The following is a 13,169-nucleotide window of genomic DNA, read 5'->3' as shown; positions in this document are numbered from 1 at the left end:
GGTTACTATCGAGTCGCTGCTGGTCAGAGCACCGGTACCGCCCGGAGCAGGCCCTTTCCGCCCGATTGCGTCCCCTGGCTGAGGCGAGCATCCGGATGCTCGCTGACCGCATCCGTCGGCGGAAATATGCTGTCATATATCGCGCGGGCTTCTCGAATTAAGCGAGCCCGCTCAAGCTCTGGCTTCGGAACAAGTCGAATGACTTCGCCCATGTGCACCCACAACGTTATGTTATAACGTAACATACAGCGGGTTAGGTTCTTGTCAAGTCGCGTTTGCCCGGTCGGCATCTGCCCGCAACCCGCCGCTCACCGAATGACACGAAAAGCGATTGATACTCCGCCTTCGTATCTACTCTACGCGTTGGTAGGGCATCTACGCATTCCCAAGCGGCGCGGAGTTCGTATTGCGCTCGGCATCGTGCTCGTTGTTCGCGGCAATTCTGTCGATTGACGTGCAACATGCTCGTCGATAGCGCGATGTCCGCAGTGGATATGCTGGTTGCGTCGAGTTGGCTAGCGCCGCAATGCCGTCTCGGGGATGGCCCTGCGCACCACCTCGCGCATCGCAAAGCTCGAGTGGATGCGCGCAACCCCGGGCATCCGTGAAAGATGTTGCTTGTGGATGCGCTCGAAGTCCGCGATGTCGCGTGCGATGACCTGCAAGTGATAATCGTCACTGCCCGACATCAAGTGACAGGACACGACATCCGGACAGCGGGCGATCGCCGCTTCGAACGCGGCCAGGTAATCCTCACTCTGCTTTTCCAGCGTGATGGTGACGACGACGGTCGTGACGAGCCCGAGCGCAGTCGGCTCGAGATCGGCGCGATAGCCCCGAATGATTCCACCTTCCTCGAGTTGGCGGATGCGGCGCGCGCAGGCTGTCGGCGACAGTCCGACCTTTTCGGCGAGCTCGGTCTGGCTCGCTCGGGCGTCAGTCAGGAGCTCGGTCAGAATCCGATAATCAATGCGATCCAGTTCATTCACGGTATAAGTCACTAATTAATAGGCTTATCGTGCAGAATATATGCGTAACTTGCCTCCAGCAAGCCGCAATTCGCCGAGAAGTGTTGCCAACTCAGCAGTACTTTTGTCTGCAGCCAGATGGCCTCGAATGCAGGAGCAAGCCCATGCGGATCGGTGTGCCCAAGGAAATCAAGGTCGAGGAATATCGGGTCGGCCTGACCCCGGCTTCGGTGCGGGAATATGTGACGTGGGGACACGACGTAATCGTCGAGCAGGGCGCCGGGATCGGCATTGGCGCAAGCGATGACGTCTACCGTTCGGCCGGCGCGGCGATCGTGGATACGGCCGCTGAAATCTTCGCGACCGCTGACATGGTGGTCAAGGTCAAGGAGCCGCAGCCGAGCGAATGGCGCCAGCTTCGCGAGAATCAGATCCTCTTTACCTATTTGCACCTTGCGCCGGATGCGGCGCAGACCAAGGGGCTTCTGGCATCCGGCTGCACCGCGATCGCTTACGAGACGGTGACGGACTCCCATGGAGGGCTTCCCCTGCTTGCGCCGATGAGCGAAGTGGCGGGACGGTTGGCGATCGAGGCGGCGGGCGCTGCTTTGCGGAAATCGGCGGACGGAATGGGCAAGCTGATCGGCGGGGTGCCCGGCGTTGCGCCGAGCAGGATCGCGGTGATCGGTGGTGGCGTGGTCGGCACGCACGCCGCGCGGATGGCCGCAGGGCTCGGCGCCGATATCGTTATTCTGGACCGCTCGCTGCCGCGCCTTCGCATTCTTGACGAGATGTTCCAGGGGCGCGTGCGCACGCGCTATGCAACGCTGGAAGCGATCGAAGAGGAAGTCATTGGGGCCGATGTCGTGATCGGTGCCGTGCTGGTGCCGGGCGCCAGCGCGCCGAAGCTCGTCTCGCGCGCGCACCTCGCCCGCATGAAACGCCGTGCCGTGCTGGTCGATGTCGCGATCGACCAGGGCGGCTGCTTCGAGACGTCGCGGCCGACGACCCATCAGGCGCCGACCTATCTCGTCGACGAGATCGTGCATTATTGCGTCGCCAACATGCCGGGCGCGGTGCCGGTGACGTCGAGCCATGCGCTCAACAATGCCACGCTGCCGTTCGGCCTCGCGCTGGCTGAAAAGGGCATCCGCGCGCTGATCGAGGATCCGCATCTGCGCGCCGGACTCAACGTGCACCGCGGACAGATCACCAATCGCGCGGTCGCCGACAGCCAGAATTTGCCTGCCGCGGCACCCGAAACGATTTTGGCGGCGTGACGCTGGCCGCCCGCCGGCCTCCCGGTCGCTGGCCGGCAAGGCGGTTTTCCTGCTGGTCGATGACGGTGGCGTGACGCGACAGTCGGTTTTTGCGGCGCTCACCCGGTTGCCGAGGTTCGAAGCGATCTGAGCCCCGAAATGGCGCTGGCCCTGGAGACGCTATGCGCCGGTCGCGCGGCCGCACACCATTGAACGGCTTTGCAATTCAGTCGAGCTTCCATCATATAGGCGCCTGATTTTCCGCCGCGCGCCATTTGGCGGTCAAATAAGCTCAGGGAGAAAGTCTCGTGGCATATTCCAATACCCAACTCTTCATCAACGGCAAATGGCGTCCGAGCCAGTCGGGCAGGACCATCGCCGTGCTCAATCCGGCGACCGAGGAGACGATCGGCACCGTGGCGCATGCCGACCGTGCCGACCTTGACGAGGCGCTGGAAGCCGCCGCCAAGGGTTTTAAGGTCTGGCGTGCGGTGGCGCCGTTCGACCGCTGCAAGATCATGCGCAAGGCTGCCGCGATCATGCGCGAGCGCAATGACGAGATCGCGCCGCTGTTGACGATGGAGCAGGGCAAGACGCTGGCCGAGGCCAAGATGGAGGCCATGGCCGCCGCCGACGTCATCGAGTGGTTCGCCGAAGAAGCCAAGCGCGCCTATGGCCGGGTGATCCCGGCACGCGGCCCCGGCATCTACCAGATCGCCGTCAAGGAGCCGGTCGGTCCCGTCGCGGCGTTCACGCCGTGGAATTTCCCGATCAATCAGGTGGTTCGCAAGCTCTCCGCGGGGCTCGCGGCCGGCTGTTCGATCATCGTCAAGGCGCCCGAGGAAACGCCGGCGTCGCCAGCACAACTGATCAAGGCATTCGTCGATGCGGGCGTGCCTGACGGCGTCATCAACCTTGTCTACGGCGTACCGTCAGAGATTTCGGAATATCTCATTCCGCATCCGGTGATCCGCAAGATTTCCTTCACCGGATCCACCGTCGTGGGCAAACAGCTCTCGGCCTTGGCGGGCCTGCACATGAAGCGCGCCACCATGGAATTGGGCGGCCATGCGCCGGCGATCGTGTTCAAGGATGCCGACGTCTCCTCGGCGGCGAAGATTCTGGCGGCGGCGAAATACCGCAACGCCGGCCAGGTCTGCATCTCGCCGACGCGCATGCTGGTGCAGGACGATGTGTTCCGTGAGTTCGTCGACAAATTCGTCGAAGGCGCCAAGTCGATGAAGGTCGGCAATGGTCTCGATCCCGACTCGAAGATGGGGTCGCTCGCCAATCCGCGCCGCGTCACCGCCATCGAGGGCATGGTGCAGGATGCCGTCGGCAAGGGCGCCAAGCTCGAGACCGGCGGTCACCGCGTCGGCAACAAGGGCTACTTCTTCGAGCCGACGGTCGTCAGCGACGTGCCGAAGGATGCCCGTGCCATGAACGAGGAGCCGTTCGGGCCGCTGGCGCTGATCTCGCGGTTCTCCACCTTCGACGAGGTAGCCGAGGAGGCCAACCGCTTGCCGTTCGGTCTCGCGTCCTACGCCTTTACCAGCTCGACCAAGACGGCGACTGCGATCGGCGCCGCCATCGAAGCCGGCATGGTCTCGATCAACAGTTTTGGTCTGGCCCTGCCCGAAGTGCCGTTCGGCGGCGTCAAGGATTCCGGCTACGGCTCGGAGGGCGGCACCGAGGCGATGGATGGTTATTTCAACACCAAGTTCATCACCCAGACCGGGGTGTGAACCAGACTGCGAAGCCAGTGCGGCTTGCTTCGCTCACATGATATGGCCCGACGCTTCCTTGGGAGCGTCGGGCTAATTTTTTACGATCCATGCGAGAAGCAGGACGACGAGCACGATCAGGCCCGCCGAGAGGCTCTTCCAGAATACCAGCGGATCGCGCTCGTAGAGCGAGCGCCGCGACGTGACGGCTGGCTTTGCCCACATCGCGCCGTTTTCGAGCTCGTGCGAGAATTCGATGACGTCGCCATAGCGCTGCGTGCGATCGACGTTGAGCGCCTTGCCAACCACCGCGTCCAGCCATGCCGGCAGGTCGGGGCGATAGCGCGAGAGATACGCGGGCTTGCCGAAGCGGGGCCGTGAGAACGGCTCGATCTCGCCGTAGGGATAGGCGGCAGTGAACATCCGGTACACGGTGACGCCGAGCGCATAGAGATCGGAAAATTCGTCGCCGGGCCGTCCGCCGAACAGCTCCGGCGCCATGTAGCTCGGTGTGCCCGGAATATCCTCGGCCGGGAAGTCCTCGAGCAACGGCACCCGCGCGACGCCGAGATCGACCAGCCGCAATCCGCCGCCCTTCAACAGGATCACGTTGTCGGGTTTGATGTCGCGATGAATGATGCCGGCCCGGTGCAGGGTCGCAACCGCGCGCGCCAGCTTGGTCGCGATGCCGATGCCTTCGGCCAGCGAAAGCTGTGGCGGCCGATTGAGGCGCTGTTCCAGCGTCTCGCCTTCGTACAGCGGCATTACCGAATAGAGACGGGTCTGCCGTTCGGCAGGCAGTTCGATGATCTCTCCGATCCACAGGCTACGCACGCGCGCCGCGACCCATGCCTCGCGGACGAAGGCGAGGCGATAGGAGCCCTCACTGGCCACACGTGGATGCGGAAACTTCAGTACGACGTCGCGGCCCTGCCGCTTGTCGATCGCCTTGAACAGCCGGCTGTAGCGGCCGTCCGACAGTATTTCACCGAGGGTGAAATCATCGACAACGTCGCCCGTCTCGGGCAATTCCAGGATAGGAAGCGTCGCGATCGAGTGGGTGAGCTCGTCGCGGTCGGCGGGCGGCAGGTCGACGACGTCGAGCACGAGCGCGGTCAAGTTGTCGGTTGAGCCTGCGTCCAGCGCCGCGTCGACGAGCGCGCGGGCGGATTCTTCCGGCGAGGTGCGCTCGCTCAATAGTAGCTGCAGCCGGTGATCGGCGAGTACGCCATGGACGCCGTCGCTGCAGATCAGGAGCCTGTCGTGCTGCCGCAGCCCGACGGTCGCGTAATCGAAGCGGGCAAAATCCTCGAACCCGATGGCGCGGTTGAGCAGGTGAGCCAGATCGCCGCGTCCAGCGATGTGGTCGGTGGTCAGCCGCTCCAGCCGTCCCTCGCTCAGCCGATAGGCGCGGGTGTCGCCAATGTGAATGATGTGGCAAAGCCGCCGCGACAGGATGATCGACGAGAAGGCGCAGCTCATCCCGCTGAGCCGAGGATCGGTGCGGCCTTGCGTGTAGATCCAGCTATTGGCAGCTTCCAGCGAACGCGATGCCCGGCGACGCACGCCGAGCGTTTCGGGGAGGGAATAATAGGCGTCGATGAAGCAACGAACCGCAAGCTCGGCGGCTTCGCGCCCGCCCTTGTGTCCGCCCACACCGTCGGCGACGGCGGCGACGATATCGCGGTTGGCTAGACCGGACCGACCGAGGCAGGTCCCGACGTAATCCTCATTGGCGGACCGCTTGCCGGTCTCGCTGACGAAGCCGACGCGAACCCCGAGATTTCGTTGCGAACCGATCGTCACCCGCGCGACCTGTCAGGTTAGCAGCGCGCGTCGTCAGACCCGCGCTCCCGATGCGGCGCCCCATGTGGTGCGCCAGCGTACCTTGACCATGGCAAGCCCGAGGAAACCAAGCAACGCCAGCAGGCCGAAAAACAGGAAGCCGGCGCCGAACCCGCCGGTCATTCCCTTGGCCACGCCGAGGGCCTTGGCAAGGAAGAAACCGCCGACGCCGCCGGCGCAACCGACCATGCCGGTCATCAGGCCGATCTCATGCCGGAAGCGGAGCGGGATTAGCTGAAACACGGCGCCATTACCCATGCCGAGCGCGAGGACCCCGATAGAGAACAGCAATACCGATATCCAGGCGATCCGCGGCATTTCGGTGAGCCCCCAACCAGCAGGCGCCGGCGCAGCCGGCCCCTCCGGCAGGAAGGCGATGACGAGATACGCCGCCACGACGACGCCAAAGAACATCGACAATGAGCGGATGCCTCCGATGCGGTCGGCGATCAGGCCGCCGACCGGGCGGAAGCCCGAACCGAAAGCAACGATCAAGGAAACCAACAGACCCGCCGCGACGCCTGATACGTGATACTGCACCGTGAAATACAGCGGCAACGCGTTAGCCAGCCCGACGAAGCCGCCGAAGGTGATGAAGTAGAAGAACATGAACCAGCGGCTGTCAGGATCGCGCAGCAAAGTGCCATACGCTTTCAGCGAAATCGGTTTGCGCTCTCCGGGCGCGTCCTTGGCGGCGACGACGTAGTAGGCGAGGATCAGCACCATCGGAACCAGCAGCACGCCGAACACGGCCTGCCAGCCCCAATGTTCGGCAATCGTCGGCGCGAACATCGTGTCGAGCACGACACCCATATTGCCGGCGCCAGCGATCCCCATCACCACGCCCTGATATTGCGGCGGATACCAGCGGCTCGCCTGCGGTAGCGCTACCGCGAACGAGGCGCCGCCGATGCCGAGCGCGAGACCGAAGATCTCCACCGACAGCTTGCTCGGGAGTCCGAAATAGCAAACCCATGCCGTCGCGGCGATGACGACGAGTTGCGCGACAATTCCGGTCCGTTTGGCGCCGAACAGATCGGCGAGAAGGCCCATCGGAACCCGCAGCAACGCGCCGGCCAGGACCGGAATGGCGACGAGCGTGAACTTCTCGTCGACGGCAAGGTTCATGTCATGCACGATGTAGACGATCAACGGACCGAGCGCGACCCAAGCCATGAAGCTGATGTCGAAATAGAGAAAGGCGGCGAGCAGCGTCGGCCAGTGGCCGGCCTTCTTGAATTCAGCAAACTTCATCGAGCAGCCTCGAACAGCGGCGTGTGATACCGCGCGGGCCGCGCGGGATCTCGGCACAAAGAGACGGAATTTGGGAAGCGAGTCGGCTCGTCGTTGAGACGCACTCTAGGTCTCAACGTCAGCAATTCACGTGCCAGACAGACAAGCGCGCCACTTGGCGTGTATTTGCAGTACCTTGCCAAGTGCGCCCAAACTGCCGCGAATGCGGCCGCTGCTCCGTTTATTGGCAAAACCAGCCGCTCGAACGTGCAGTGTGGTGTTTTATTATGCTGTGCGAGGTATTAACGGAAAAGCTCTCCTGAAAGCCGCCAGTCCGGTGCCGTGCTATTTCCACGGGCACATTGCCATCGAGTCACGGTGAAGTATTCGGGTTGTGCACAACGGATAACCCTTACGGGTGATTTTTTGGGCATCCATGCACGCGAAGGTGCAGCCAATTAACGATTTACCGGCTGACGCCGCGTGTTGCGCCCGAAGAATTACGGGTTCGGCGTTGGCACGTCTCTTGAATACATGAGATCTCGATCGTCATAGTCGACGATACTCTGCCCGCCGATGGGCGCTCCTCAATCATCAACAATTCTCGCCGATCGACGATGCACAGTTGCGTCGCCGAGCGGGGCCATCGGAACCTGGATCAGAAGGCAGAGCATGCTCGATAAAGTAAACAAGCCAAAGCTGGTGGTGATCGGCAACGGAATGGCCGGCATCCGCACGGTGGAATTGCTGCTCGACCGAGCGCCCCATCTCTATGACATCACCGTCTTCGGCTCCGAGCCATACGGCAATTACAATCGAATTCTGCTATCGCCCGTGCTTGCCGGCGAAAAAACCGTCGACGACATCATGCTCAACACGGAGCAGTGGTACGAGGACAACGGAATCACACTGCGCAAGGGCGAGATGATCGAGATGATCGATCGGCGTACCTGCGAAGTCGTGACGAGAGAGGGCGCGCGGGTACCTTATGATCGCCTGCTGATCGCTACCGGCTCGAACCCGATCATGTTGCCGCTTCCGGGCAAGGACCTCCGGGGCGTCATCGGCTTTCGCGACATCCAGGACGTCGAGCAAATGGTTCAGGCCTCGACGAGCTTCAAGAATGCCGTCGTGATCGGCGGCGGTCTGCTCGGCCTCGAGGCTGCCAACGGCTTGATGAAGCGCGGCATGAACGTCACCGTCGTGCATCTGCTCGACACGCTGATGGAACGCCAGCTCGATCAGGTCGCAGGTGGATTGCTGCGCAAGTCGCTGGAAGAGCGCGGCATGGTGTTCAAGATGCCGGCGCAAACGGAAGCTATTCTCGGCGAGGATCGCGTGACCGGCGTACGCTTCGCCGACGGCGAGGAGATCCCTGCGGATCTGGTCGTGATGGCGGTCGGCATCCGCCCGAATGTCGAGTTGGCGCGCAAGGCAGGGCTGTATTGCGAGCGCGGCATTGTGGTCTCCGACACCATGCAGACCTACGACGGACGAATCTATGCCGTCGGCGAATGCGTGCAGCACCGGCGCCAGACCTACGGTCTCGTGGCTCCCTTGTTCGACCAGGCCAAGGTTTGCGCCAACCACCTCGCGATGAAAGGCTTCGCTACCTATGACGGGTCGGTGGTCTCGACCAAACTGAAGGTGACCGGGATCGACCTGTTCTCCGCCGGCGACTTCGCGCCGGGTGCGGACAAGGAAGAGATCGTCATGCAGGACGCCTCCCGCGGCGTCTACAAGCGCATCATCCTGCGCGACAAGAAGATCGTCGGCGCCGTGCTCTATGGCGATACCATCGACGGCCCGTGGTACTTCCAGCATCTGCGCGACGGCACCGACGTTTCGCAGATGCGCGAGCGGCTGGTGTTCGGCGCCGCCAATCTCGGCGACGGCGGCCATAGCGGCAAGAACTCGGTAGCCGCCATGAGCGACGATGCGGAAATCTGCGGATGCAACGGCGTCTGCAAGGGGACGATCGTCAAGGCGATCAGCGAAAAGAAACTCTTCACGATCGACGACGTGCGTGCCCACACCAAGGCATCGTCATCGTGCGGCTCCTGTACCGGTCTGGTCGAGCAGGTTCTCGCTTTCACGCTCGGCGGTGACTATTCGGCGGCGCCGAAGGTCAAGCCGATGTGCGCGTGCACCGATCACAGCCACGATGATGCGCGCCGCGTCATCGTCGAGAACAGCTTGAAGACCATCCCCGATGTCATGAAGTTCATGGACTGGAAAACGCCGAACGGGTGCCACTCCTGCCGGCCTGCCCTGAACTATTATCTACTCGCGACCTGGCCGGGCGAGTATCGCGACGATCAGCAGTCGCGCTACATCAACGAGCGAGTTCACGCCAATATCCAGAAGGACGGAACGTACTCTGTCGTGCCGCGGATGTGGGGCGGCGTCACGACGCCGGATGAATTGCGCGCCATCGCCGACGTCGCCGACAAGTTCAAGATTCCGACGGTCAAGGTGACCGGCGGACAGCGCATCGATCTTCTGGGCGTGAAGAAGGAGGACCTGCCCGCGGTCTGGGCCGATCTCAACAGTGCAGGCATGGTGTCGGGCCATGCCTATGCCAAGGGATTGCGAACGGTGAAGACCTGTGTTGGATCGGAATGGTGCCGTTTCGGCACGCAAGATTCGACCGGCCTCGGCATCAAGCTCGAAAAGTTCATGTGGGGCTCGTGGACGCCGGCCAAGGTGAAGCTCGCAGTCTCCGGCTGTCCGCGCAACTGCGCGGAAGCGACCTGCAAGGACGTCGGCGTCGTCTGCGTCGATTCCGGGTTCGAGATCCATTTCGCCGGCGCTGCCGGTCTTCACATCAAGGGAACCGAATTCCTGGCGAAGGCAGCGACGGAGGAGGAGACGCTCGAAATCATCGCCGCGCTAACGCAGCTCTATCGCGAACAGGGCTGGTATCTGGAACGTATGTACAAGTGGTGCGATCGGGTCGGTCTCGATGCGATCCGCAAGCAGGTGGTCGACGATGTCGCCAACCGCAAGGCGCTGTTCAGCCGCTTCGCCTACTCGCAGCAATTTTCGCAGAGCGATCCCTGGGCGGCGCGCGCGCAGCGCGGCGTCGATCGTAACGAATTCACCCCGCTGGCGGAGCTCGAACTCGCATGACCAAATGGATCGAAATCGGGGCGTTGAACGACATTCCCGTTCTCGGCTCGCGCGTGGTGCGGACGGCGTCCGGAGACATTGCGGTATTCCGGACCAGCGAGGACGAGGTGTTCGCGCTCGACGACCGCTGTCCGCACAAGGGCGGACCCTTGTCGCAAGGCATCGTCCACAACAAGCGCGTGACCTGTCCGCTGCACAATTTCGTCATCGAACTCAAGAGCGGCATGGCGGTCGCGCCCGACGAGGGATGCACGCGCGCGCATCCGACCAAGGTGGAGAACGGCATGGTCTGGCTTAGCGTCCAAACGGCAGCGGCTGTGCCCGCCGAGTGAGGGTGATCGCCCGTGCCAGTGAAGACAACCTGTCCGTATTGCGGGGTAGGCTGCGGCGTTGTCGCTGACCGGGGTCCCGCCGGCGCCGTGACCGTCCGGGGCGATCCGCTGCATCCCGCCAATTTCGGGCGGCTGTGCGCGAAAGGCTCGGCGCTCGCCGAGACCATCGGCCTTGAGGGGCGGCTGCTCGCTCCCGTGGTCAACGGGCAAGAAACGAGCTGGGATACGGCGCTCGACCATGTCGCGGAGGGATTTGGCAGAACCATCCGCGAGCATGGACCCGATTCGATCGCGTTCTACGTCTCCGGCCAGATTCTCACCGAGGACTATTACGTCATCAACAAGCTCGCCAAGGGCTTCATCGGCACTGCGAACATCGACACCAATTCCCGGCTGTGCATGGCGTCGAGCGTGGCGGGCCACAAGCGTGCGTTCGGCAGCGATACCGTTCCGGGCTGCTATGAGGATCTCGAAACCGCCGATCTTCTTGTTCTGGTAGGCTCCAATGCCGCTTGGTGCCATCCGATCCTTTACCAGCGCATGGTGGCGGCCAAGGCCAACAATCCTGCGTGCCGCATCGTCGTGATCGACCCGCGGCGGACCGCGACATGTGATGGCGCCGATCTGCACCTGCCGCTTCGCTCGGGCAGCGACTCCGTGCTGTTCAACGGGTTGCTTGCGCATCTTGCATCGCGCAACGCCATCGATCGCGCATTCGTGGATGGCTTCACCACCGGCGCCGAAGCCGCGCTGCAGCAGGTCGCCGGCCAGACGGTTGCGCACACCGCCGACATCTGCGGTCTGTCAGAGGGCGCCGTGGCGTTGTTCTTCGACTGGTTTGCCAAAACCGACCGGGTCGTCACGCTCTATTCGCAAGGTATCAACCAGTCGAGCAGCGGCGTCGATAAGGTCAATTCGATCATCAACTGTCATTTGTTGACCGGCCGCATCGGGCGGCCCGGTATGGGGCCGTTCTCGCTGACCGGACAGCCCAACGCCATGGGCGGCCGCGAAGTCGGCGGGCTGGCCAACCAGCTTGCCGCCCATATGGAGATCGAGAACCCGCAGCACCGCGACGTCGTTCAACGCTTCTGGCAATCGCCTGTGATCGCGGACAAACTGGGCCTCAAGGCCATCGACATGTTCGACGCGATCGCCGATCGGCGCATCAAGGCGGTCTGGATCATGTCTACCAATCCTCTGGTCAGCCTGCCGGATGCCGATCGCGTGCGCCGCGCGCTCGAGGCGTGCGAGCTTGTCGTCGTCTCCGACTGCATGCGGCACACCGACACTACGCGTCATGCCCATGTATTGCTGCCTGCGCTCACCTGGGGCGAAAAGGACGGCACCGTCACTAATTCCGAACGCCGCATTTCCAGGCAGCGATCGTTCCTGCCGGCGCCCGGCGCTGCAAGGGCCGATTGGCAGGCGGTCTGCGACGTCGCCCGGCGCATGGGTTTTTCGGGGTTCGAGTATCCAAACGCTGCCGCGATCTTCCGCGAGCACGCCGGGCTTTCCAGCTTCGAGAATGACGGGACGCGCGATTTCGATCTGTCCGCGCTGAAGACGCTCGACGATCGCGCTTACGACGCGCTTACTCCGATCCAGTGGCCTGTGACGCGGGAATATCCGACCGGCACGCCGCGGATGTTCGAGACAGGCGAATTCTTCACCGCCGACCGCAAGGCCCGTTTCGTGCCGGTGACGCCGCGTGCTGCCGTGAACGCGACCAGCCGCGATTATCCGCTGGTGCTCAATACCGGGCGGGTACGCGATCAATGGCACACCATGACGCGGACCGGGAAATCGCCGCGGCTGCTGGCGCACATCTTCGAGCCGTGTGCGGAATTTCACCCCGACGATGCACGCGCAGCCGGCGTCGAGAATGGCGGCCTCGCGCGGCTGACCAGCCCGTGGGGCGAGATGGTGGCGCGCGTTGTCGTCACCGCCGAGCAGCGGCGCGGCTGCGTGTTCGTGCCGATGCACTGGAACGGCGAGTACGCCGGCGACGGCTGGGTCAACGCACTGGTCAATCCAGCGACCGATCCGATCTCCGGACAGCCGGAATCCAAGCACACGCCGGTCAGGGCGGCGGCTTACTTGCCGAAATGGCATGCCTTCATCCTCAGCCGCCGGGAGATCGAGCGTCCCGCCGCGGGTTATTGGGTCGGCGGGCTTTCAGGGACGTGCTGGCGGATGGAGCTTGCTGGTGACGAGCGGCCGCCGAGCTGGCGCGATTGGGCGCGGGCGCAACTCGGCGTCGGACACGACATCGAATGGATTGCCTATCGCGATCCGAAGGCCGGCCGTTTCCGCTACGCCGCTGTTCGCGACGGTCGGCTGGAAGGTTGCGTGTTTATCGCGCCCGATCACAGGCTGGTCTCGCGGTCGTGGCTCTCCGGCCTGTTCGCGGAACAGGAATTGTCACCGAGTGCGCGGATGTCGCTGCTGACGGGGCAGCCGCTCGATACAGGCGACGACATCGGGCCAATCGTCTGCTCGTGCTTCGGCGTCGGGCAGCATCAGATATCCGCCGAAATCCATAAAGGTGCAGCCAGCGTCGACGACGTCGGCCGGCGCCTGAAGGCCGGCACCAATTGCGGCGCCTGCAAGCCGGAGATCAGCAAGCTATTGCGCGGCATGGCCGTGCGCGATCCGCATCCGGCATGAGAGTGG

General features: G+C 63.2%; 9 protein-coding genes. 5 read left to right on the top strand and 4 right to left on the bottom strand.

All coding sequences use genetic code 11. From position 1 onward, the window contains the following. Window positions 1-23 precede the first annotated feature (23 nt). Complete coding sequence (locus tag RX328_RS36865; RefSeq protein WP_249726187.1) at window positions 24-212, bottom strand: hypothetical protein; 189 nt, start codon at window positions 210-212, stop codon at window positions 24-26. Window positions 213-515: 303 nt separating this feature from the next. Further along, window positions 516-989 (bottom strand): Lrp/AsnC family transcriptional regulator, encoded by a 474-nt coding sequence (locus RX328_RS36860; RefSeq protein WP_213249173.1) that lies wholly within the window; start codon window positions 987-989, stop codon window positions 516-518. 143 nt (window positions 990-1,132) lie between these two features. Here RX328_RS36860 and ald point away from each other — a divergent pair, with 143 nt between their 5' ends. Further along, entirely contained in the window at window positions 1,133-2,248 is a 1,116-nt protein-coding gene (gene ald, locus RX328_RS36855) for an alanine dehydrogenase (protein ID WP_213249172.1), read from the top strand. Between the two features lie 287 nt (window positions 2,249-2,535). Further along, window positions 2,536-3,972 carry an NAD-dependent succinate-semialdehyde dehydrogenase gene (locus RX328_RS36850; RefSeq protein WP_213249170.1) on the top strand — a complete coding sequence of 479 codons (1,437 nt, stop codon included), beginning with the start codon at window positions 2,536-2,538 and terminating at the stop codon, window positions 3,970-3,972. Window positions 3,973-4,044: 72 nt separating this feature from the next. Here the strand turns inward: RX328_RS36850 and RX328_RS36845 are convergent, their stop codons facing one another. After that, window positions 4,045-5,757, bottom strand: a complete 1,713-nt coding sequence (locus RX328_RS36845) for a protein kinase domain-containing protein (RefSeq protein ID WP_312017965.1) — start codon at window positions 5,755-5,757, stop codon at window positions 4,045-4,047. Window positions 5,758-5,790: 33 nt separating this feature from the next. Further along, entirely contained in the window at window positions 5,791-7,050 is a 1,260-nt protein-coding gene (locus RX328_RS36840; RefSeq protein ID WP_213249168.1) for an MFS transporter, read from the bottom strand. Between the two features lie 651 nt (window positions 7,051-7,701). Here RX328_RS36840 and nirB point away from each other — a divergent pair. Genes nirB through RX328_RS36825 form a run of 3 tightly spaced genes read left to right on the top strand, consistent with a single transcriptional unit; the run spans window position 7,702 to window position 13,163 of the window. Beyond that, window positions 7,702-10,161, top strand: coding sequence for a nitrite reductase large subunit NirB (gene nirB / locus RX328_RS36835; RefSeq protein ID WP_213249166.1), 2,460 nt, complete (start codon window positions 7,702-7,704; stop codon window positions 10,159-10,161). Further along, a complete protein-coding gene (gene nirD / locus RX328_RS36830; RefSeq protein WP_213249164.1) occupies window positions 10,158-10,493 on the top strand; it encodes a nitrite reductase small subunit NirD in 336 nt (111 codons plus the stop codon). The genes nirB and nirD overlap by 4 nt, the downstream gene beginning before the upstream one ends. Before the next feature lie 12 nt (window positions 10,494-10,505). After that, the gene (locus tag RX328_RS36825; RefSeq protein ID WP_213249162.1) at window positions 10,506-13,163 is read left to right on the top strand and encodes a nitrate reductase; all 2,658 of its coding nucleotides are present in this window, start codon (window positions 10,506-10,508) and stop codon (window positions 13,161-13,163) included. The last annotated feature ends 6 nt before the right edge of the window (window positions 13,164-13,169 follow it).

Source organism: Bradyrhizobium sp. sBnM-33 (genome assembly GCF_032917945.1).
In the GTDB taxonomy this organism is placed as follows: domain Bacteria; phylum Pseudomonadota; class Alphaproteobacteria; order Rhizobiales; family Xanthobacteraceae; genus Bradyrhizobium.
This window is presented reverse-complemented; position numbering and strand designations above follow the sequence as displayed.